21 protein-coding genes and 1 pseudogene are annotated in these 21,560 nt (G+C 69.3%); 14 read left to right on the forward strand and 8 right to left on the reverse strand.

The window, feature by feature from the left end; translation table 11 throughout:
- The first annotated feature begins 11 nt into the window (after positions 1 to 11).
- Both ACGFRB_RS24040 and ACGFRB_RS24045 read left to right on the forward strand, forming a co-directional pair.
- Positions 12 to 551 carry an ATP/GTP-binding protein gene (locus ACGFRB_RS24040; protein ID WP_393245990.1) on the forward strand — a complete coding sequence of 180 codons (540 nt, stop codon included), beginning with the start codon at positions 12 to 14 and terminating at the stop codon, positions 549 to 551.
- Complete coding sequence (locus ACGFRB_RS24045; RefSeq protein ID WP_363010605.1) at positions 548 to 1,792, forward strand: cytochrome P450; 1,245 nt, start codon at positions 548 to 550, stop codon at positions 1,790 to 1,792. The genes ACGFRB_RS24040 and ACGFRB_RS24045 overlap by 4 nt, the downstream gene beginning before the upstream one ends.
- Before the next feature lie 69 nt (positions 1,793 to 1,861).
- On the opposite strand, the gene ACGFRB_RS24050 is transcribed toward ACGFRB_RS24045, so the two are convergent.
- On the reverse strand, positions 1,862 to 2,893 hold the full coding sequence (locus tag ACGFRB_RS24050; protein WP_393245798.1) for a 7-epi-alpha-eudesmol synthase: 1,032 nt from the start codon (positions 2,891 to 2,893) through the stop codon (positions 1,862 to 1,864).
- A gap of 437 nt (positions 2,894 to 3,330) precedes the next feature.
- Between ACGFRB_RS24050 and ACGFRB_RS24055 the strand changes: the two genes are divergently transcribed.
- Entirely contained in the window at positions 3,331 to 3,540 is a 210-nt protein-coding gene (locus ACGFRB_RS24055) for a hypothetical protein (RefSeq protein ID WP_393245800.1), read from the forward strand.
- Between the two features lie 198 nt (positions 3,541 to 3,738).
- Positions 3,739 to 4,335 carry a DUF2165 domain-containing protein gene (locus tag ACGFRB_RS24060; RefSeq protein WP_363010611.1) on the forward strand — a complete coding sequence of 199 codons (597 nt, stop codon included), beginning with the start codon at positions 3,739 to 3,741 and terminating at the stop codon, positions 4,333 to 4,335.
- A 63-nt stretch (positions 4,336 to 4,398) separates the two neighbouring features.
- Here the strand turns inward: ACGFRB_RS24060 and ACGFRB_RS24065 are convergent, their stop codons facing one another.
- Positions 4,399 to 4,803, reverse strand: coding sequence for an FKBP-type peptidyl-prolyl cis-trans isomerase (locus tag ACGFRB_RS24065; protein WP_393245802.1), 405 nt, complete (start codon positions 4,801 to 4,803; stop codon positions 4,399 to 4,401).
- 208 nt (positions 4,804 to 5,011) lie between these two features.
- Positions 5,012 to 5,842 carry a glycoside hydrolase domain-containing protein gene (locus ACGFRB_RS24070; RefSeq protein ID WP_393245804.1) on the reverse strand — a complete coding sequence of 277 codons (831 nt, stop codon included), beginning with the start codon at positions 5,840 to 5,842 and terminating at the stop codon, positions 5,012 to 5,014.
- 240 nt (positions 5,843 to 6,082) lie between these two features.
- On the opposite strand from ACGFRB_RS24070, the gene ACGFRB_RS24075 reads away from it, so the two are divergent.
- The 4 genes from ACGFRB_RS24075 (at position 6,083) to ACGFRB_RS24090 (ending at position 10,319) form a co-directional block, all read left to right on the forward strand.
- Positions 6,083 to 6,388: a hypothetical protein gene (locus ACGFRB_RS24075; RefSeq protein WP_393245806.1), complete on the forward strand. Its 306-nt coding sequence runs from the start codon at positions 6,083 to 6,085 to the stop codon at positions 6,386 to 6,388.
- A 40-nt stretch (positions 6,389 to 6,428) separates the two neighbouring features.
- A complete protein-coding gene (locus ACGFRB_RS24080) occupies positions 6,429 to 6,917 on the forward strand; it encodes a hypothetical protein (RefSeq protein ID WP_393245808.1) in 489 nt (162 codons plus the stop codon).
- 40 nt (positions 6,918 to 6,957) lie between these two features.
- On the forward strand, positions 6,958 to 7,542 hold the full coding sequence (locus ACGFRB_RS24085) for a hypothetical protein (protein WP_393245810.1): 585 nt from the start codon (positions 6,958 to 6,960) through the stop codon (positions 7,540 to 7,542).
- 1,304 nt (positions 7,543 to 8,846) lie between these two features.
- Positions 8,847 to 10,319: a CHAT domain-containing protein gene (locus tag ACGFRB_RS24090; RefSeq protein WP_393245992.1), complete on the forward strand. Its 1,473-nt coding sequence runs from the start codon at positions 8,847 to 8,849 to the stop codon at positions 10,317 to 10,319.
- A 25-nt stretch (positions 10,320 to 10,344) separates the two neighbouring features.
- Here ACGFRB_RS24090 and ACGFRB_RS24095 read toward each other — a convergent pair whose 3' ends face one another.
- Positions 10,345 to 11,952, reverse strand: coding sequence for a protein kinase (locus ACGFRB_RS24095; RefSeq protein WP_393245812.1), 1,608 nt, complete (start codon positions 11,950 to 11,952; stop codon positions 10,345 to 10,347).
- A 126-nt stretch (positions 11,953 to 12,078) separates the two neighbouring features.
- Here ACGFRB_RS24095 and ACGFRB_RS24100 point away from each other — a divergent pair.
- The 6 genes and pseudogenes from ACGFRB_RS24100 to ACGFRB_RS24125 all read left to right on the forward strand — a co-directional run.
- Positions 12,079 to 12,267: pseudogene (locus tag ACGFRB_RS24100) on the forward strand (hypothetical protein); the annotation flags it as partial.
- 368 nt (positions 12,268 to 12,635) lie between these two features.
- Complete coding sequence (locus ACGFRB_RS24105) at positions 12,636 to 13,742, forward strand: spermidine/putrescine ABC transporter substrate-binding protein (RefSeq protein ID WP_393245814.1); 1,107 nt, start codon at positions 12,636 to 12,638, stop codon at positions 13,740 to 13,742.
- Positions 13,739 to 14,563: an ABC transporter permease gene (locus ACGFRB_RS24110; RefSeq protein ID WP_393245816.1), complete on the forward strand. Its 825-nt coding sequence runs from the start codon at positions 13,739 to 13,741 to the stop codon at positions 14,561 to 14,563. Before ACGFRB_RS24105 ends, ACGFRB_RS24110 begins: the two co-directional genes overlap by 4 nt.
- Positions 14,560 to 15,357 carry an ABC transporter permease gene (locus ACGFRB_RS24115; protein ID WP_393245818.1) on the forward strand — a complete coding sequence of 266 codons (798 nt, stop codon included), beginning with the start codon at positions 14,560 to 14,562 and terminating at the stop codon, positions 15,355 to 15,357. Before ACGFRB_RS24110 ends, ACGFRB_RS24115 begins: the two co-directional genes overlap by 4 nt.
- Positions 15,354 to 16,391 (forward strand): ABC transporter ATP-binding protein, encoded by a 1,038-nt coding sequence (locus ACGFRB_RS24120; protein WP_393245820.1) that lies wholly within the window; start codon positions 15,354 to 15,356, stop codon positions 16,389 to 16,391. Before ACGFRB_RS24115 ends, ACGFRB_RS24120 begins: the two co-directional genes overlap by 4 nt.
- Positions 16,388 to 17,677, forward strand: a complete 1,290-nt coding sequence (locus tag ACGFRB_RS24125; RefSeq protein WP_393245821.1) for a glycosyltransferase — start codon at positions 16,388 to 16,390, stop codon at positions 17,675 to 17,677. Before ACGFRB_RS24120 ends, ACGFRB_RS24125 begins: the two co-directional genes overlap by 4 nt.
- Before the next feature lie 491 nt (positions 17,678 to 18,168).
- On the opposite strand, the gene ACGFRB_RS24130 is transcribed toward ACGFRB_RS24125, so the two are convergent.
- From ACGFRB_RS24130 to ACGFRB_RS24145, 4 genes are read right to left on the reverse strand one after another with little or no spacing between them, the layout of a single operon-like run.
- Positions 18,169 to 18,840, reverse strand: coding sequence for a hypothetical protein (locus ACGFRB_RS24130; RefSeq protein ID WP_393245823.1), 672 nt, complete (start codon positions 18,838 to 18,840; stop codon positions 18,169 to 18,171).
- Positions 18,812 to 19,420 (reverse strand): D-Ala-D-Ala dipeptidase VanX, encoded by a 609-nt coding sequence (gene vanX / locus ACGFRB_RS24135; protein WP_393245825.1) that lies wholly within the window; start codon positions 19,418 to 19,420, stop codon positions 18,812 to 18,814. The genes ACGFRB_RS24130 and vanX overlap by 29 nt, the downstream gene beginning before the upstream one ends.
- On the reverse strand, positions 19,417 to 20,457 hold the full coding sequence (gene vanA / locus ACGFRB_RS24140) for a D-alanine--(R)-lactate ligase (RefSeq protein ID WP_393245827.1): 1,041 nt from the start codon (positions 20,455 to 20,457) through the stop codon (positions 19,417 to 19,419). Before vanA ends, vanX begins: the two co-directional genes overlap by 4 nt.
- Complete coding sequence (locus tag ACGFRB_RS24145) at positions 20,445 to 21,485, reverse strand: D-isomer specific 2-hydroxyacid dehydrogenase family protein (RefSeq protein ID WP_393245994.1); 1,041 nt, start codon at positions 21,483 to 21,485, stop codon at positions 20,445 to 20,447. The genes vanA and ACGFRB_RS24145 overlap by 13 nt, the downstream gene beginning before the upstream one ends.
- Positions 21,486 to 21,560: the final 75 nt, after the last annotated feature.

Here is a 21,560-nt window from a genome sequence, read left to right on the forward strand (position 1 = left end):
CGGTGAAGGTGATGATCGCCGGGGGCTTCGGCACGGGCAAGACCACGATGGTCCGCTCGGTCAGCGATATCGAGCCCCTGACCACCGAGGAGACCCTGACGCAGGCCAGCGCCGGCGTCGACAACCTCATCGGTGTCACCGACAAGACGCACACCACCGTCAGCCTGGACTTCGGCAAGATCGCCCTCAACGATTCGCTGACGCTGTATTTGTTCGGCACGCCGGGGCAGGAACGGTTCTGGTTCCTGTGGAACGGGCTGTTCAAGGGCGCCCTCGGCGCGGTGGTCCTGGTGGACACCCGGAGACTGGACACCAGTTTCCGGGCCATCGAGGAGATGGAACGGCAGAAGGTCCCCTTCGTGGTCGCGCTCAACGTCTTCCCGGACTCCCGTGACTACCCGTTCGACGAGATACGCGACGCTTTGGACGTTCCCCCGGACACGCCGGTCGTCGCGTTCGACGCCCGCGACCGGGCCGCCAGCCGTGACGTGCTCGTCACTCTGGTCCAGTATTTGAAGGACCACTCGGCCGCAGCCCTGGAGCCACGATGACCGACGAGACCCTGACCGGACCCGAAGCAACGGGCTGCCCCGTCACCGGAGGCACGGATATTCTCCGGCTCTACGGTCCCGAGGTGGCCACCGATCCTCAGCGCATCTACGGGCGACTGCGCGAGAAGTACGGCTCCGTCGCTCCCGTGCTGCTGGAGGGCGACGTCCGCGCGTGGCTGGTTCTCGGCTACCGGGAGAACCGCCGGGTGCTGGACAACCCGCTGCAGTTCAGCCGTGATTCACGGATCTGGAGCGACTTCCGGGAAGGTCGGGTCGAGGCGGCGTCCCCGCTGATGCAGATGGTGGGCTGGCGTCCGGACTGTGTCTCGCAGGACGGCGAGCCGCACCGCAGGCTGCGCGGGGCCGTGAACGACAGCCTGCACGCGATGGCCGGCCGCGGCATCCGCCGTCACATCACACATTTCGCGAACAAGCAGATCGACGCGTTCATCGATACGGGCCGGGCCGATCTGGTGGCCGACTTCGCCGAGTATCTGCCGATGCTGGTCCTCACCCGTGTCTTCGGGCTCGCCGAGCGGGAAGGGCGCACCCTCGCCGAGTCCAGCAAGCAGGTGATCAAGGGCGGCGCGGACGCTCTCGCCCACAACGGACGCATCATGGACATCCTCGGTGAACTCGCCGCGCGCAAGCGCGCGGAGCCCGGGGCCGACTTCGCTTCGAGCCTGATCGGGCACGGTTCCGGTCTCGACGAGGAGGAGATCGTCAACCATCTGCGTCTGGTCCTGATCACCGCCCACACCACGACCAGCAATCTGCTGGCCCGTGTCCTCCAGCTCGTTCTCACCGAGACCTCCTGGCTGTCCGGCCTGGTGAGCGGGCAGCTGAGCCTCTCCGCGGTCGTGGAGAAGGTGATGTGGGACTCCCCGCCGCTCGCCGTACTGCCGGGCCGGTTCGCCACGGCCGACCTGGAACTCGGCGGCTGCCCGGTCAAGGAGGGCGATCTGCTCGTACTGGGCCTCACGGCCGGCAACCACGATCCGGCCATCCGCCCCGACACCGATGTGTCGGTCCAGGGCAACGCCTCGCACCTGGCCTTCAGCGCGGGCCCGCACGAATGCCCCGGGCAGGGCGTCGGCCAGGCCATCATCGAGACCTCGGTCAACATCCTGCTGCACCGGCTGCCGAAGCTCCGCCTGGCCGTGCCGCCGTCGGAGCTCACCTCCACGGCGTCCACATGGGAATCACGGCTGGACAGTCTGCCGGTCGAATTCGCCGTCTGAGGGCACCACACCGGCGACCGAGTGAAGGCACCACCCCGACGGCCCGGCCGCCGGGGTGGTGCCTTCGCGTCACATGGTCAGCAGGTCGTCCACGGCCCCCCGCCCGGCCAGTTCGGCCGTGGCCACCGGGCCGGTCTTGTCGGCGGCGTACCGGCCGGTGGTCAGCGCCCACTCGTAATTGCCGTTGATCCAGTGCCGGATGGCCTCCACACCCTTCTCCACCCGGTCCCGTTCCTCCACGTCGAGGCCCAACTCGTCGCACATCTTCGGGACATGGGTCTCGAGAGCCAGGTACTCCTCAAGACAGTCCGACGTCATGCGGTACGCCTCGGCGGCGGCCTCCTCCCACGTGCATTCCCGCTCCCGGCGCAGGACGGCTATGAGGTTGTGGCCGTCCCCGCGACGCCGCTCGCGCTCGAAGGAGTGGATGTCGTTCATGAAGCCGATGGTGTCCGCGGCCAAGTCCCGCAGCCGCTCCATGACCGGATGCGCCATGGCCGCGGCCGGCACCTCGAAGCGGCTGCTGCGCTCGCCCGCGTCGATGCTGTGATGGATGCCGACGGTTCGGCGCCGGAACTCCGTGTACGCGTCCAGACCGAGAGTTCCGGCCAGCCCGCGGGCGGCGAGGTCCACCTCCTCGCAGTGCGCCACCAGGAACCGCCCCCACGAGGCGGCGAACCGGGTCTGCCAGGTCAGGGACATCCCGCTCGACAAGGACTCCCAGACCTCGGCCCAGGCCAGGGTGATGGGGCAGGCCACCCGCGGCTCGGTACCCGCCGGACGCAACGGCGTGGCGATCAGCTCGCGCGCCACCTCCGCCACCCGATCCGCCCGGTCCGGCCGGCCGGCGTCGAACTGGTCGTCGAAGAGGAAGGCCAGGGAGAACCAGTTCATCAACAGAACCAGGTCGTCCGCCGAGGCGTATGGGTAGGTACGCGCCGCGGCCTCGGAGAGGTCCCAGGACTGGTACTCCGCGAAGCCGGCCTCGCTGCGTACCAGTCCTCTGTCCCACACCCAGCGCAGATGACGCTCCCGGGCGTACTCCAGGTGAGGACTGACCGGTGTACGGAAGGGGAGGTCGAACAGCACATCCTGAGGCATACGCGTTTCCTTTCACCCAAGCGGAACGCAGAGCGACCAACCGGACTCCCTGCGTACGCGAACGTAGGCTCATCGTATGGACGTTGAAACGGAATCCGTCACGGGGGAGTCGCTTAAAGGATCTTCATCACGTCAACTCGCCGGTTTCGTCACGATGCGGGGGCCGTGAGCCGCCGACCTGACGGCGCGTCGGCACGGGCGATCCGCGCTGCTGTGGGCGGACCGGAGGGGCCGGTCTCGTCGGCTGGTTCCCCGGCCCTCTTCATCTGCGAGAACAGGTGTCCGGGAGGTAACCGGACAGCGTCCGGCGGGGTTCTCGCCAACGTCCCCCGATCGGCTGCGGTCCAGGTGGTCGGTCGGCTGCACTGGTCCCCGGCTGTTCGCAGAGGCCGGGAAAGTGCGCAGAGCACGAGGGTGGGGGCGGGAGTGGCTGTCGCATGATGACGATCAACGTGGGGGTAGTGCTCGCGATCATCGTGGTCATGCGGCTACGCCGCAGGACCCAGGCCAGAAGCCGTGCTGAGGAACGCAACACCGCGCTCTTCATCCTGGCGCTGGGCATCGTGATCGCGCCGACCCCGCTGGGCCAGGGCATCTTCGACATGATCAAGCAACTGGTGAGCGGCGTCTCGCAGGTCGGCATTTGAGGCCGTGGTGAAGCCTGGCGTGGCGGAGAGAAGCGCGCGCACGGTGTCCAGCCGTCGTCGGACGAACCACAGGGGTACCGGCAGCCACCTCGCGGATTGATCGGCGTGGCGTCAGAGAGGCTGGAACGCCGCTCAAGTGGGGAGGGACAGTACGACCCCGCGGCCCCGACGCCCGCGGGACGACGAGAGGACATGCCCATGGCGCGAGCCCACCGGCCGACCGGCACCGACTCCGGCGCCCGTTCCCCGGGAGCGGCCCCGACCGCCCGGCGCGACCGGCTCCTCCGGCTGGGCGCTCCGTCCGTCGCGGCGACCGCGCTGACGGCGACCGTCGCGCTGTACATGGCCCTGGTCGCCTTCGGGAACATCACGGACTTCGGGACCAACCAGCAGTTCGTCCAGCACGTCCTGAGCATGGACACCACGTTCAAGGACCCCGACCTGATGTGGCGGGCGGTCGAATCCCCCGTCCTGCAGAACGCCGCCTACGTCGCCGTCATCGTCTGGGAGACACTGGCCGGGGTGGTCCTCCTCGCCGCCACCTGGCTCTGGATCACGGGACTGCGCCACGACACGTACGAGCGCGCCCGCGCGGTCAGCACGGTGGGGCTGGTGATGACGCTGCTGCTCTTCGGGATGGGCTTCCTCGCGATCGGCGGCGAGTGGTTCGCGATGTGGCAGTCGTCCCACTGGAACGGACTGGACGCCGCCGCCCGCAATGTCGCGCTGGCGGCCTTCACGCTCCTCGTGGTGCACCTGCCCGGCGTGCGCCGGACAGGTGCCGAACGGACCTGACGCGCCTTCCGTCACACGGAGAGGGCGGCGCGGCACGTCGCGGGGGAGGAGAAGCCGGGTTCGCTAGGAGTTGCTCCACCCGGTCGTGCTGGAATACGAGTCCAGCAGGTCCACCACGAAGACCAGGGTCGAGTCCGGCGGGATCAGCGGCGAGGGCGACTGGTTGCCGTAGCCGAGACGCGGGGGAACGACGATCTCGCGCCGGCCGCCGACCCTCATTCCCCGCACTCCCCGGTCCCAGCCCTTGATGACCTTGCCGCCGCCCAGGGCGAACTTGTAGGGCCGGCCCCGGTCCCAGGAGGCGTCGAATTCCTTCCCGGACTCGAAGGTCACGCCGACGTAGTGGACCCTGACCACCATGCCGGGCTTCACCTCGGCCCCGTCCCCGACGATCAGGTCCCGGATGGTCAGCTCGGTGGGAGCGTCCCCCTCCGGAACGTCGACCTCGGGCTTCGTCGGTTCACTCATCGCAGCCTCATCACTCTTTGTCGGATGCCGCCGTACGGCCCGGCCGGACCCATGGACATTCCATGCGGCAGGTCGTCACGCTACCGAGAATGCCGGGTCCCGGAGCGCACCGGATCCAGCGCCCACCGCGATGCCTGCCCTTCGCTTGCCCCGCGCTTGTCCGCGCGGCGGCGGTCACCGTGACCCGGCCGAGGCCCTGGTCCCGTCGTCAGCCGACGATGGCGACCGGCGCGTCCCACGCGTTGCGGTCGACGTTGATGGTGTAACCGCCGCGGGTCTCCTTGCTGTTGGCCTTGAACTGGTGGCCGCGGCTGTGGTCGGTGTACAGCTTCGGGTCCCAGGGCCAGTCCTTGGTGGTGGTCTCCTGGCCGTTCCACAGGGCGTACCAGAGGTTGCCGGGGAGGTCCGTGCGGTCCTTGGCGGTGGCGATGGCCTTGGCGCTGGAGGTGCTGAAGCCGTAGAGGCCGGCGCGGTAGGTCTTGGCGCGCAGAGTCTTGGTGAAGGACCGCACGTAGGCGAGGGTGGCGTCGTTGCAGGCCTTGTTCGTGGTGTCGTACGACTCCATGTTGAGGTAGATCGGGCTGCCCGCCTTGATGCCGAGCGCCGCCGCCTTCGCGACCGCGTCGTTGGCGTTGGCGGCACCGACCGAGGCCGCGGTGGCCGCGGTGAACCTCTCCTTGTTCCCGCTCTGCTGGCACGGCGGCTGCGCGCCGACGTACAGGGGGATGACCTTCCAGCCGAGCGTGTCGACCGACTTCACCCAGGGCTTGGTGAGGTTGGGCTGGGCGCAGCCGCGGTTCTTGCCGCCGATGTAGACGGCGGCACCGCTGTAGTAGCCGTCCTTCTTCCACGCCGTCATCGCGCTGAGCGAGGGCGCCGTGCAGGCGTCGAACGCCCGGCCCGTGTAGGTCTTCTGCGCCGGCCACGTGGTGGCGGCCATCGAGGTCTGCGCCGCGACACCGGCGCCGGCGACGACGGCGACACCCGTGGTCGCCAGGGCTATGTAGCGGCCTCTCTTGGACAGCCGATGCTTCGCCATTTCCCCACCTCATCTGATGCTCCGGCCCCGGGTCCGGGGTCGGCCCACCTTAATCCGGGGGCGGCGGTGCCGCGGCGGCGGCCCACTGGAGGCCGTCAAGGTCAAGGACGGTGTGGACCTCGTCGGTGACTGATGCCCAGCGGGCTGTCCTGGAGGGGTGGGTGCGTCGGCGGTCGACGGCCCAGGCTCTGGGCCAGCGGGTCACGGATCGTGCTGGAGTGCGCCGAGGGGCACTCGATCATGGAGGTGTCCCGCCGGTTGCGGATCACTGCGGACACGGTCCGCACCTGGCGGCGCCGTTTCCTGGAACGCGGCCTGATCGTTCTTCTCCGGGATGACAGAGACGATTGCGCGTCTGTGCAGACAGGCGCGGTTGGCTCTGGAGGAGTAGGCATTGTCGGAGGCCACCGCGCCAGGCCGGGTGCGCGGGCGGCCGGCCGCCGGCAGCCCTACGCCCAGGATCCTCGTCAATTGCTCGCGAGCGTCCGCGTGACGACCTGTGCCTGGAAGGGCAGATCACCGCTCCGCCACATTCAACTTGCGTAATCTCCCCCGCACTTCCCTGGCCCGCGCCAGAATTGCGGACATGTCGAGTCGAACTGATCTGGAGCGGTCCATCCGCACGCTCTCCGACGACGAGGCCGTCCGCGCGCTGACCGCGCTGGCGGAGGACCGTGGGCTGCTTCCCGCCGCGCGCGACATGGCTTCGGAGGGCGGCGAGCTGAAAATCGAGGTGGCCGCCGCGGAGCTGGAGCACTACGCGCATTCCGATCCACTGGCCGCATCTCAGGGCGAGTTGGCCCGTCGCGTACTGGCCTACGCGGTGACCACGAGCGAGGAGCTGGCGGAGACTGTCGGCGAGGCCGTCGCGTACGCACGGTCGCCCATGGACCGGTTCGACCCCGTCACGCTCTCGGTCGCCGCGCTCGCCATCACCTTTCTGCAGACCGAGGTGACCGCGAAGCGGGACGCGGAAGGCAAGTGGAGCCTGGCCATCCGCAAACGGGCTATGCGGGACTCCTCCCTCGGGCGGGTCCTGACGGCCCTGCTGTCGCAGATCACCGGCGGTAAGTAGCCACCTGATCCGGAGGGGAGCGGAGAGGAGGGGGTACGGGGTGACGATCTCGGCGAGGGTGCCGTACACATGGCACTGCGAACCCTGTGGACGGGAGCGCACGGCATCCGCCTGGCGGATCATCGACGCACGTGAGCGGGCCGACGTCCTGACGTCCCCCGCTCCGGGCGTCTCCTGGCTGGACTGCCCCGTCTGCGGCACGAGAACGCACATCGAGGCGCCGCTGCTGGTCCTGCGCCCGGGCCGGGTGGCACCTCTGCTGCTCGCGGTGTCCGTCGCCGAACTTCAGCACGGCGCGCCGCCGTCCGCGCCGTCCCTCCTGGAGCAGGCCGGCCGAGCCGGGGCCTTCGTGGGCCGCGTCTTCCTCGGGCAGGTGATCCCGCTGCCGCGCCGGCTGCTCCCGTACGTCCTGGCCCGCGACCTCGAACGGGATCTGACGGACCCCGAGGCAGCATGCCGGGAGTTGCGGCCCGAGGGAGAGCTCCGACGGTTGCGAACTACCGGGTCTTCCTCCGTGTCCTCGAAGGGGAACGCGAGGACACCCGGATCGCGGAGCTCCTGGCCGCGACGCTGGGCTGCCTGCCCGGCGACCTTCCCGAACTCGTCCGCGCCCACCCGGAACTGACGGACGGGACCCGCATGCGCGACGCGGGGCGCACGGAACTCCGCGCGGCCGAGGGCACACCGCTCGAAGAGCCCCTGCGTATCCGCCAGCGGCTCCTGGACGAGCTGTGCGACGGCCACACGCCCACGGCGGTCGCGATCCGCCACTGCGCCGAGGCGTGGGCCGCCCTGGGCGGCGGCCTGCGGTCACGGCTGCGCGTGATGTGCCTCAAGGTACGGAACCACGACGGGCCGGAGATCGTCCCCGTGGCCCGGGAGGCGCTGGCGCTCGCCGCCGACCTGGGCGAGGAGGACGTGGAGACCGAGCTTGCCGCACGGCTCGGCAGGCAGTTGGTACTGGCCGTCCAGAGCGGGCGGGAGCCCGATCCGGCCGAGGCCGTCCAGGTCCTCGAACGGGCACTGCGCCGGCTCCCCGAAGGCACCCTGCAGTGGGTGGAGGTCGCGAACAACCTCGCCGTCGCACACGGCCTGCGCGATGACGGCGACCGGCTGGAGACCTGGGAGACGGTACGCGGCCTGCTGGCGCGCGCGAGCGCACTGGACCACCGTGAGCACCCCGAGGTCTGGGCCCGGGTCCAGACCAACTACGGATTGCACCTGTCGGAACGACCTGGCCGGGGCCCCGATGACCTCACCCTCGGGATCGAACACGTCCGGGCCGGGCTGGAGAAACGCTCCCCCGAGTGGAACCGGGTCGACTGGGCCTACTCGATGCTCAACCTCGGCCTGCTGCTGTACCGCCGGGCCGAAACGCAGGACCTGCGACAGGCGGAGCGGTGTTACCGGGAGGCCCTGCGGCACCTCGGCCTCCGTGACGACGCGACGCTGTGGTCCCGTATCCAGTGCAATCTGGCCGACCTGCTGCTGTCCCGCGATCCCGTCGACGCGCACGGCGCGCGCGAGGCGGCGACCGCCGCCCTGGACCTCGCCGCCGCGCGCCCCGGCTTCCTCGACACCGGTCACATCACCTGGCTGCTGGCTCGGGCCAACGACCACCTGGAGGGCGCGGACAGCGCCGGGAGCGAGCGGCTGCGCCGCACCGCCCTGGCGGCGACACCAGCTGCGGTGTCCCCCTCCCGGCACCTCGGCATCGCCCGGGAACTGCTCCACACCCACACCTCCGCGGGACGGTGGAACGAGGCGGCCGATGTCGCGTCGGACATGCTGACCGCCGTGAACGCGCTGTACGACGCCCAGGTCACCGGCGCCGGACGCAGAAGCGTCCTCGCCCAGGTCACCCGGATCGCCCGGCAGGCTGCCTATCTGCTGGCCAGGGCGGGCCATCCGGAACGCGCGGTCGAAGCCATGGAACGCGGACTGGCCTGCGAACTCTCGGTCACGGCCGGCCGGGGCACGCAGGACCTCGACGTCCTGGAACGGACCGACCCTGCCACCGCCCTCCGCTACCGGCAGGCACTGGCCCGCTACCGCTCCACGGTCGGCGCGGAACCCCGGGCGGCGACCGGCGTCCCCGTCCTCGCGGCGCGCGAGGAGGCCGACGCCGAACGCGCCGTGCGCGCGGCCGTCGAGGAGATCCGCGCGATTCCCGGCTTCGAACGCTTCCTGCGTGCTGACGAGTTGGCGGACATCGTCCGGGCGGCGGGCGGCAGCCCACTGGCCTACCTGGTGAACGCGCCCTGGGGCAGCTACGTCCTCGCGCTGCCCCGTACAACGGGCACGACAGCGGACGCGGCGGCGGGCACGACGGCGGACGTGCGGACCGCCGTGCGGGCCGTCCCGGTGCCGGACGTGAGCAGCGAGTCCCTCGTCCACCTCCTGCTCGTGGATCCGGCCGACCCCGACCCCGCCCCGGGGCTGCTCCTGGCGCAGGAGGGCGGAGTGCTCCGGCGCAGACGTCAGCTCCCTCGCGCCCTTGACCGGCTCGCCGCCCTCGCGCCGCTGCTGCGGCCGGTGGCGCGGCTGCTGGCAGACGACCCGGAGAACGCGGCCGTCGTCGTCCCGACGGGGCTTTTGGGCGTGGTGCCGCTGCACGCCGTACCGCTCGGGGAGGACGGCGTACTCGACGACCTCGGCACCCTGACCGTCTCCCCGTCCGCCGCGGTGTACGCGGCGTGCCGCGCCGCGGCCGGCCGGCCGCCCCGGGCCGTGCCCCGGCTGGTGGCCGTGGCCGACCCCGACGGCTCACTCCCCGGCAGCCAGGCCGAACTCGCCCAGATTCGCGGTCTGTTCGGGGACAGTCGGTGTGCGGTGGGCTCCGCGGCGACCGTGGACTGGGTGCTCGGCCACCTCGCCGAGGCCTCGTACCTGCACTTCGGCTGCCACGGCAGCGGCGGGTTCGACGGGGCGGGCGGCACCCTCGCCCTGGCCGACGGGAGCCTGGACATGGACACCCTGCTCCACCGGCGGCTGTCCGCCTGCCGGCTGGCCGTGGCCGGCGCGTGTCAGTCGGGACGCTACGCGATGGTGGAGGCGCCGGACGAGTTCCGCGGGCTCGCGGCCGGCTTCCTGCAGACCGGGGCGGCGTGCGTGGTGGCCGGCCTGTGGCAGGTGAACGACATGGTGACCGCGCTGCTCATGACGTACTTCTACGAGCTCGTCGCACCCGCGCCCGGCCGAAAGGAGTTCTCCCCGGTGTCGGCCCTGCGGCAGGCACGCGGATGGCTGCGCGAACTCACCGGGGAGGAGCTCGCGCGGTACACCGCCTCCCGGCCGTGTCTGGCGGCCCTGACCGACCCGTACACCGCCCGGCTCACGCCCGGCGAACGGCCTTTCGCCGCACCGCTCCATTGGGCCGCGTTCACCGCGTGGGGCGTCTGAGCGCTTTGCGCCGGTGTCGTCTCCGTCAACTCCTCTGCGTCGGCCCCCGCTCTTCGAGCGAGTACAGGGCGATCGGCCCATAGGGGGACCGCGGGGTGTCCACCCGCATGATCGTGTACCGCCCGCCGACCAGTCCCGAGAGGATCACCGTGGCCGGATGGCGGACCATTCTCCCGTTGGCACAGTTGGGCTCGCAGATGGCCACCAACTCCTGTCCCCTGGCCTGGGCGGTGGGCTCCCCCCAGTCCGTCCAGACGAGTCCCGAGAGCCGGCCGTTCCCGTCTCCGCAGTGGAGGATGAACGACTCGGGTCTGGCCAGGTACGTCCCGGCGCAGTCCGCGATCGAGGCGGGCCGGGTGCTCTGCCGCGGGGGTTCGCTCGCGGGTGGCCGCCTGGAGGGTTTTGTCGCAGGGGAGCTCTCGACCGGCGGGGTCGGCGCGGGCGTGGTCCGCGGGGGCGCCTCGGTGGCCGGTCCGACGGTGGGTTCGGCGGGCGGGGCGTCGGTCGGCTGCGGGGCCGCCGTGGCTGTGACTTCGGGGTCGGTGATGACGCCGGTCCCGCCATCGGGGCCGGACACGAAGAGGACGACGCCGACGGCCGCCACCAGGCCGAGGGCGATCCCCGCGCCGACCGGACGCCTGCGCCGGTCCGGTACGGACGGGGGCACCGGCTGCGCCGGATTCATCGGCGTCGCCGGAGGGCCCGGAGGCGACGGCGGCTTGTCGACGACCACCGCGGCGGGCTTCGGAACGACCGGCCGCCGCCCCAGCTCCTCCCGCAGCCGGTCGATTTCCGCCTGCTGCTCGGCGATCAGCTCATGCACCTCCAGAGGCCAGGGGCGCGCCGCGGGCGTGAGCCGGCCGATGTCTTCCAGGAGCTGGTCCGCGCTCGGCCGGTCGGCGGGGTCCTTGGCCAGACAGCCGGCCGCGATCGGGCGGATCCTCGCCGGGAGCCTGCCGAGGTCGGGCTCGGTGTGGACGATGTTGAACAGGGTCTGCGGCAGGGCGGGGCCGACGAACGGTCCCTCCCCGGTGCACGCCATGAACAGCACCGCCCCGAGCGAGAAGATGTCGCTGGCCGCCTCCACCGGCTCGCCCCGGGCCTGTTCCGGGGACATGAACCCGGGTGAGCCGACCAGCAGGCTGGTGGTGGTCAGCGTGCTGCCGTCCTCGCTGTCGGCCGCCCTGGCGATACCGAAGTCGATCACCCGGGGTCCGTCGACGGCCAGCAGGACGTTGGACGGCTTCAGATCCCGGTGCACCAGACCGGTCCGGTGGATGGCGGCCAGCGCCGAGGCCAGTCCCCGGGCCATCCTCAGCACCGACTCCTCGGGCAGCGCCCCGACGGCCGCCACGACCTGCTGAAGGGAGAGCCCGGGGACGAACACAGAGGTCAGCCATGGCTCGGGGGCGTCGGCGTCCGCGTCGATGATCGTGGATGTGTACTGCCCGGAGACCTTTCGGGAGGCCTCCACCTCCCTGCGGAAGCGCGCCCGGAAGCCGTCGTCCTCGACGAACTGCGTCCGCACCTGCTTCAGCGCGACCAACTGTCCATCGGGCGCGCTGCTCAACAGAACCCGGCCCATGCCGCCTTGGCCGAGCTCCGCGATCGTCCGATACCTTCCGACCGTCACCGGATCGGCGTCCGCTAATGGTTTCACCCTGTCCCCCGTGTCCAAAGAGCCGCCGGAACAAGTCTCGACGCCCCCCGAGGTCTACGACAAGACACCGGACCCAAGCGGGCTTCGGGAGCGTGCCGGATGCGGTGTACGCATAGGCATCACGCGCCGCGCCACACCACTCGCGTCACCGGCGGCAACGCCGGCATCGGGTACTTCGTCGCCGAGCAGTTGTCGGCAACCGGAGCGACCGTCGTGCTCGGCAGCCGGAACCCCGTCAGGGCGGACGTCGCCGCGGCCTCGCCGGTCCACCGCCGGGCGCGCACCCCGACGCCGAGTGTCCCGCCGGCCCATCGAAGCGGAGTGGCCGCCCGGGGCTGCCGCGAAGCGGCATCTTGGCCGCCGGCGATCCGTTCCGGGGGCGTCCATGTGACCGGTGGTCGGAAAGGTTGTTGCCGCAGCGGGGCGGACCGGGGGCGATGTCGGCCGATTCCCTTGGCGCGGCAGGGGCGCAGCCACCGGCCCCGGGTGCGACCCGGAGTCGGATCGGCGTGGAGTGGCTCGGCTGTCAAGCGACCACTTCACGATCATCACAGGCGGGAACGGTTCCGTCGTGCCTGATCACGCCCCATTGTGGAACCGGCGGCGTGATGCGAGACTCGCGCACCAACTGATCGCTGAAATAGGGGAGTTGTGGCGTGAGAGGCGCGCGTGTGAAGGGGGCGGCTGCTGTAGGTCTCGCCCTGTTGCTGCTCACCGGCTGCGGAGAAGGAGACACACGGAGCAGCGGCCCGGCAACACTCGATCCGAAGGCCGACATCACCAAGCAGTCCCTCACGGTCTCCATCTGGGACGGTTACAGCCCCGAGGACCTCCCCGAGCGCGTCGAGAGGGACCTGGGCGTGCCGGTGAAGATCGCGCACCACGCCACCAACGAAGAGATCATGGCCAAGCTCACGGGCGGCGGCGCGGCAGGGAACGACAGCGGTATCGATGTCGCCTTCGTCTCCGGCCAGTACGCCCAGGCACTGAACGCGGCCGGACTGCTCGAGCCCGTCCACGCGGACCTGATCCCGAACCTCAAGAACCTCTACCCCGAGGCCCGGCGGCTCGCCTACGACAAGGGCAACACCTTCTCCGTCCCCTACACCTGGGGGACGACCGGGATCTGCTACCGCACCGACCTCGTGGAAGGGCCCCCGACCAGCTGGAACGACCTCCTCAAACCTCCGCCCGCGCTGAAGGGGAAGGTCACCATGATGACCACCGAGCGCTGGCTGGCCCTCCCGGCACTCAAGGCGCTCGGCCACTCCGTCAACACCACCAGCGACCGGGAACTCGCCGCCGCCCGCACTCTGCTCCTCGACGCCAAGAGAAACCTGCTCGCCTACGACGACACCACTTTCGGGGACAGGCTCGTCAAGGGCGAGTCGGCGATGGCGGAGGCATGGGACGGCTGGTGCCCGACCGAGAACCCGAAGATCGAGTTCACCGTCCCGAAGGAGGGCAGCGACCTCTGGGTGGACACGATGGTCGTACTGAAGTCCTCCAGGAACAAGGAGGCCGCGCACGCACTCGTCAACTACATCCTCGCCCCGGAGATCCACAGTTGGGCAGCCGAGAACATCCTCTACAAGGTGCCCAACCAGGCCGCCATGGCGCAGCTGGACCCGAAGGTGCTCGAAGCGAACGCACCGCTGCGCATGCCACCGGACGAGCTGCTCAGGAACGAGTCCGTCATCGATGTCGGCGAGGCGGCCACGAAGTACACCCGCCTGGCGACCGAGGTAGCCGCCGGCTCATGAAGCGGTGGCCGCTGACCGGGCCCGGCCTGACGTATCTGACCGTCCTCATGGCCGTCCCCCTGAGCCTGGTGCTGAGTTACGCCTTCCTCCGGCGCGGCCGCTTCGGCGGCGTCGTGTACGAGCCGACCATCGAGAACCTCACCCGCCTCGCCGACCCGCTCTACGCCGACGTCTTCCTCCACTCCACCTGGATCGCCACCCTCACCACCGTCCTCGCCCTCCTCGTCGGCTATCCGACGGCGTACGTGATCGCCGGCCTCCCGCGCCGTCGGCAGACGATCGCCCTGATCGCCGTCGTCCTGCCCTACTGGACCAGCTTCCTCATCCGCGTCTACGCATGGATCGTGCTGCTGAGCGGCCCCGGCTGGCTCAACAAGACGCTGCGGGCGATCGGCCTCGGCCCGGTGAAGGTCCTGTACACCGATGCCGCCGTCGTCATCGGATTGCTGTACGCGTATCTGCCGCTGATGATCCTCCCTCTGTACGCGTCCCTCGCACGGCTCGACCCGCGGCTGCGCGAGGCCGCCGCGAACCTGGGTGGTGGGCCGTGGGCCGTCTTCCGTACGGTGACGCTTCCCCTCACCCTCCCCGGGGTCCTCACCGGGTGCCTCTTCGTCTTCGTACCGAGCTTCGGCAACTTCGTCGTCCCCGAACTGCTCGGTGGGGGAAGGTCGGTGATGGCCGGCAACCTCATCCGCGACCAGTTCCTCAAGGCCCGCGACTGGCCCTTCGGCTCGGCGCTCGCCCTCGCGCTGCTGACCGTGCTGATGCTGCTGCTCTTCGCGCGTGCGTGGACGGCGAGGAGGTACGCGAGCCGATGACCCGCCCCCGCAACAGGCCGGCGACACTCCTTCCGTTCTGGCTGACGTACGTCTTCCTCTACGCGCCCGTCGTCGTCCTCGTCACCATGTCGTTCAGCGCGGGTGGCTCCCCGTACGCCTTCGAAGGGTTCAGCCTGCGCTGGTACGGCGAGTTGGCGGGAGACGACGAGGTCCTGCGCGGGCTCGTCAACACACTGATCGTCGCGGCCGGGTCCGCGGCGCTGTCCACCGTCCTCGGCACCCTGCTCGCGATCGGCACGGGCCGTGGCACCCGCTCACGGCTGCTGGACGCGGTGACCCTGCTCCCCGCTGTCGTCCCCGATCTGCTGCTCGCCATCGGCCTGCTCGTCTTCTACGCCGCCGTTCGGCTCACCCTCGGCCTGCACAGCGTGCTGCTCGCGCACACCGTCTTCGGCATCGCCTTTGTCGCCGCGCTCGTGCGGGCCCGGCTGGCACACACCGATCCCTCGCTCGAGGAAGCGTCCCGGGACCTGGGCGCGCCGCCGCTGACGACATTCGTCCGTATCACCCTGCCGTCCCTCGCCCCGGGCATCGCCGCCGGGGCCCTGCTCGCCTTCACGCTCTCCGTCGACGAGTTCGTCATCGCCTACTTCACGGCCGCTCCGACCGAACCGACGCTCCCGGTCGTCGTGTACTCGATGGTCCGCTTCGGCGTCACCCCGGAGATCAACGCGCTCGCGACACTGCTGCTGACGGCCAGCTTCACCGCCGTCGTCGCCGCGCAGCGGCTCACCCGTACGACCACCGCACGCGCTTCGGAGGCCATCGAATGATCGAGATCAAGGGGGTCAGCCACCGCTTCGGAGGGACCACGGCGCTGGACGACGTCTCGCTGGACATCGGCGAGGGGGAGTTCTGTGCCCTGCTCGGGCCGAGCGGCTGCGGCAAGACGACCCTGCTGCGTATCCTCGCCGGATTCGAGACTCCGGACGCGGGCGAGGTCACGCTCGACGGAGAGGACCTGTTGAGAGTGCCGCCGCACCGGCGTCCCGTCAATTTGATGTTCCAGTCGTTCGCGATCTTCCCGCACATGTCGGTAGAGCGGAACGTGGCGTACGGGCTTGAGCGGGAGCGGCTTCCGCGCGCTGAGATACGGGAACGGGTCGACGCGGCACTCGCCACGGTCGGCCTGACCGCGCACGCCCGCCGCGGGCCGCACCAGCTCTCCGGCGGACAGCGCCAGCGCGTCGCGCTCGCCCGGGCGATCGTGAAGCGGCCCCGTCTGCTGCTGCTCGACGAGCCGCTGTCCGCGCTCGACAAGCAGGTGCGGCTCAAGATGCAGCTGGAGTTGAAGCGGCTTCAGGACGAGGTCGGCATCACATTCCTCGTGGTGACGCACGACCAGGAGGAGGCGATGTCGCTCGCCGACCGGATCGCCGTGATGAACGCGGGCCGCATCGAACAGACGGACGCACCGGTGGCCCTGTACGAACGGCCGTGTACCGCCTTCGTCGCGGGCTTCGTCGGCGCGAACAACCTCTTTCCGGGGCCGGACGGCATCACGGCGGTACGTCCGGAACGCATCCGTATCGGGGACGACGACGGCGAGGACGACGGCGACGGGGACCGGGACGGAGGTGGCGAGGGCGTCCGGCTCACGGGCACGGTCGTCGACGTCAGCTTCCACGGCGGCACGTCACACCTCGCCGTGCGTGTCCCGGCCCTGGACCGACCGGTACTCGTCGCCGTCCAGGGCCCGTCCCGTGTCGTGTCCGGCGAGCGGGTCTCTCTTTCCTGGCCTCCGGAGGCCGCCGTCCGTATTCCCGCCGGCATACCTGTCGGCCCGACCGAGGGGGAAGCACCATGACAGAGCGCCGGTTCACCGTGCTGTTCGTACCGGAGAGCGCGTACGGGCCCACCAACAACTGCGTCGGCATCGGCGATGTCCTGCGCCGCCGCGGCCATCGTGTCGTCTTCGCCGCCGAGGCCTCCTGGAAGGGCAAGCTCACGGCGCTCGGCTTCGAGGAGGACCTGGTCGACCTCGCGCCCACTCCGGAAGGAAAGCAGGAGGCGGGCCAGTTCTGGAAGGACTTCGTCCGGGACACCGCCCCGGATTTCCGCAAGCCGACCATCGAGCAGCTGGCGACCTGGGTCAAGCCCGTCTGGGAGGAGCTCATCGCCGGCGTCAAGTACTGCGAGCCGCAACTGCGGCAGATCATCGAGCGGGTCCGGCCCGATGTGATCGTCGAGGACAACGTCGTCTGCTTCCCCGCCCTGGTGACCGCGGGCAAACCGTTCGTCCGCATCATGTCCTGCAACCCCCTTGAGCTGAGGACGGACGACGTGCCCCCGGTCTTCTCCGGTCATCCGTCGGCGGACCGCACCGGCTGGGCGGAATTCCGGGAGGAGTACGACCGATCGCACCGTGCGCTCTGGGAGGAGTTCAACGCGTGGGTGGTGGAGCAGGGAGCCCCGGCCCTGCCCGAGCTGGACTTCATCCATCAAGGCGGGACGAATCTCTACGTCTACCCGGAAGCCGCGGACTACGAGCGCACGCTCGACCCGGCCTGGCACCGGCTGGACTCCTCGGTCCGGGAGACGGACGAGAAGTTCGAACTGCCGGCGGCCCTGCGCGACGGCGACGGCGCGTTGATCTACTTCTCGCTGGGATCACTCGGCTCTGCGGACCTGGGGCTGATGCGGCGTGTCATCGGCGTGCTGGCCGGGACCCCGCACCGCTACATCGTGTCCAAGGGCCCGCTGCACGAGGAGATCGATCTCCCGCCGAACATGTGGGGCGCGGAATTCCTGCCGCAGACGTCGATCCTGCCACGTGTCGATCTCGTCATCACACACGGCGGCAACAACACGACGACCGAGGCCCTGCACTTCGGCAAGCCGATGGTGCTGCTGCCACTGTTCTGGGACCAGTACGACAACGCCCAGCGGATGGACGAGCTGGGGTTCGGCGTCCGGCTGGACACTTACCGCTTCACGGACGGGGAACTGAAGGGGACGCTGGAGTGGCTGCTCGCGGACAACGCGCTGAAGGATCGGCTGGCGGGCGTGGGGGAGGAGATCCGTCGCCGAGACGGCCTACGCAAGGCGGCGGACCTCATCGAAGGCGCTGCCGCGTCGGCGACGGGGCGATGAAGAACACGATCGAGTCACCCGGTACGCGTTCAGAAGGGATGCGACCGTTCGGCGACGGCGCGCGAGACCAGCCGGGCAGGCGGTCCACTGGATGTGGCTGCTTCACATGAGGGCGATCCAGCCGATGCTGAACAGGGCAGCGAGGAGTTCGGCGTGGAGAGAGCGAGGAAGTACGTCAGGCGCCGCTACGTGGTGCGCCTGCTCCTCGCTTTACTGCCTCGCTTCGCGGCCCTGGTCGTCATGGTGCTCTCCTCCAAGGCGTCCGCCTCGTGCGTCTCGCAGCTCGCCCGCCGCTCCGGCGGCCTCGGGGCCCTTATCTCCCCTCACGATGGTCTTGCGCAATGAGGAGCTTCCTCCCGCACTCTGTGTGCGGGGAGGAAGCACGCGCGCCCGACGGGTGGCCCTAGCGGCGCGCCTTGACGCGGGCCGATGCCGACTCGGCGAACCTTCGATCGCGCGCTCGGTGGCGCGCGGTGCCGGCTTGCCCGGCCTCAGGGTGTCGCGCTGACCAGGATTCCTCGTCCCGCGTGGAAGCGCTCGAATACGTGCATGGGCAGCGATGCGGAGTCCGCGTTGTGGGAGTAGCCCGACGGATTGTGGAACCGTACCGTCTCGCCATGGACCTCGTGGATCAGCACGAGATGCCCTCCCCGTCGCGGTTCGTGGGTGCCGGGGTCGCGAATCTCAGGGGACACCGAAGCGATCAGGGCTGTCCCGGGGCGTACCGCGCGGGCGGATTCCTGGATCGGCGTGTTCTCGACCAGTTCGCATTCGAGACCGAATTGCGAGCCGACCCAGGCCATGAACGGCCTGTAGATCAGTCCCTGGACCCCGCCTTGGGGTTCCACCACGTAGCAGCCCCAGCCGAGGGCCTGCGACAGGAGTCGACGCATCGGCAGCCGGACGTCCGTCCAGCCGTGGAGCAGGGACTGCAGGCATGCCAGGCCGCAGATTTTGCGGGACCAGAAGAGGTATTCCTCGCCCGAGTGGTATCCGTCGGAGGCCCAGTCGTGCAGTTGCGAGGGGTCGGTGCGTCCCAGGAAGACGTCCAGCCTCGATGGGGCGGCACGCCGTATGACGACCTCGTCGTTCCGGCCCAGGCTTCCCCACTGTGAGACGTACGGCAGGCTTCCGTCAGGTGACGGGAAAGTCGAAATAGACATCTGGATAGGGCTCGCTTCTCAGCGTGTAGTGCCACCATTCGAAGGCGTAGCGGGCAAATCCGCATTTCTCCATGATGGAGCAGAGGTGCTCGCGGTTCTTCGCTGCGGTGGGCGTTATTCCTCTTGCTCCATGATGTGAGATCGGGTCCATGAGGTCGTAGCCGCCGCCCATGCAGACGTCTTCTCCGGTCGCGAGGCTGTAGAGCGTCAAGTCGACGGTACTGCCGCGACTGTGGCCCGACTTGGCGGCCACGTACCCCCTGTCGAAGAGCTCGGCTCTGTCGATGTCGGGGTAGTGGCGCCGCTTTCTCCGGCCGTCCTCCGGCTGTTCCGACCAGCGACGGAAGCAGTCGACGGCGCGTTGCGGACGGTATCCGTCCCAGACGAGCAGGCCGAAGCCGAGGGGCGCGGCCTCTTCTTGCGCACGCCCCAGGGCCGCGCACAAAGCCCTCGTGCCGACTATCCGATGTGTCAGATATCCGTCCACCGGCTTTCCGGTGAAGTTGTCCGAGGTGGCGTACTTGGCATCCCACCGGATCCCGGGAACCAGTTCGTCCAGGTAGACGAAGTCGTCGTTCATCGCCTTTTTTGGTGCAGTGTCACCGACACGAGCCGGTCGATCACGCCGGAGAGCGGCATGCCCGCGGCGGCCATCATGCGGGGGTAGCGGCTGTAGGAGGTCATGCCGGGAAGGGTGTTGACCTCGTTGAGCACCACCTGGCCGTCGTCCTTGAGGAACATGTCCACGCGGGCGAGCCCCTGGCAGCCCAGTGCGCGGTAGATGGCCTTGGCGCTCTCCTGGACAAGCCGGCGCGATTCCTCGGAGATGTCGGCGGGAACGATGAACGTCGAGTTCTCCGAACCGGTCTCGGGCGAGTCCTCCTGGTGGATCCTGAAGAACCCGTGCGAGAGGTCCACGCGGTCCACCTCGCCCGCGATCGGGGCGGACGGGTCCCCCAGGATCGCGCAGCCGATCTCACTCCCGGACACGGCCTCTTCGATCAGGACCTTCGAGTCGTACTGTCGTGCGGCCTCCAGCGCACTCGGCAGGTCCTCTTCTCCGACGACCTTGCTGACGCCGAAGGACGAGCCCGAACGGGCCGGCTTCACGAAGACGGGATAGGGAAGCCGACCGGCGTCGACCTTCTCGTCCGCCGCGACCACCCGGAAATTCGGCGTGGCGATTCCCGCGCTCTTGACGATGGCGTAGGTCAGAGCCTTGTCCATGCATATGGCGGAGCTCTGGATGTCGCAGCCGGCATAGGGAATTCCGGAGAGCTCCAACAGCCCCTGGATCGCACCGTCTTCGCCGAGCGTGCCGTGCAGGACGGGCAGCACGAGGTCCAGGCGGATCACTTCGAATCGTCCCTGTTCCAGGACGAGAAGTCCGTGGACGCTTCGATCGGGTGACAGTACGACCGGACGGGTGCCGCTGTTCTCCCCATCCTCGCCGGGGGATTCACAGAGATTCCAGACACCGGACTGCGTGATGCCGATCCAGTACGACTCGTACTTTTCGGAGTCGAGGTTCTTCGCGACCTCCCGAGCGGACTTGACGGAGACGGGGTGTTCTTCGGAACAACCTCCGAAGATGATGCCGATCTTCAACTTGTCCATGCTTTCCCGCTTTCGAAGTCGAGGCAGTTGACGAGGGTGTTGCTGATGATGTCGCTCAGCGCGTGATCGGTGTAATAGGCCGTGTGCGGGCTGATGAACACATTCGGCAGCTCCTGCAGGAGCAACAGCTGACGGTTGTCGATGGGCTTGTTCCGGCAGTCGGTGTAGAAGATTCCTTCTTCGCCGTCGATGACGTCCAGCGCCGCGCCGCCCAGCCTGCCGCTCTCCAATGCCCACAGAAGGGCTTCGGTGTCGATGAGCGGCCCGCGTCCGGTGTTGACGATGAACGCGCCGTGTTTCATCTGCTCGATACGCCGGCGATCGAGCAGATGGCGGGTTCCCGCGTTGAGCGGGGTGTGGAGCGTGACGATGTCGCTGTGCCGGAGCAACTCGTCGATCGACAGGTGACCGGCGGCGGTGGCAGGGCGGTTGTCACAGGACAGCACGCGGCAGCCGAAGCCTCGCAGCCGGTCGATGACCGCGGTGCCGATACGCCCCGTGCCGACCACTCCGACGGTCAGGTCGCGTAACTCCTTGCCGCGTATCTCACTGAGCCGGTAGTCACGGGCATCGGTGCGGCGGACGGTGTCCTTCGCGTGGCGCACGGCCATCAGCATCAGCATCAGCGTGTAGTCGGCAACGCTGTCGGGCGAATACGCCACGTTTCCGATGGAGATACCGACACTCTCCGCGTAGCTCACGTCGATGTGGTTGCATCCGACGCTTCGGGTGGAGAGGTACTTCACGCCGGCCCGGCTCAGTGCGCTGAGCGTGGCACGGGTGACGCGTGTCTTGTGGCCGATGCTGACGCACCGGTTCCCGGCCGCCAGGCCGCTATTGGCTTCGGACACCGCCTCTTTCGTGACGGTGGGCAGCACGCCGAAGCGCGGCGCCATTTCCCGGAAGAGAAGGGCCTCATCCGGTTCGCATCCGTAGACTGTGATTCCCGTTGTCGAGACGGCCCGGGAGGACGACGCCGGCGCTCGGGTGCGGTGCACCGCCGCTCGCGTTGATCCGTTCGAACTCATGTCTTCTAGACAAGAGAACGTGGTGTTGCCGGAGCGTATGCGTTTTTTGATACGCCGACGATATGCCGACCGCCG

It is taken from the genome of Streptomyces sp. NPDC048718, assembly GCF_043198875.1.
Lineage (GTDB): Bacteria > Actinomycetota > Actinomycetes > Streptomycetales > Streptomycetaceae > Streptomyces.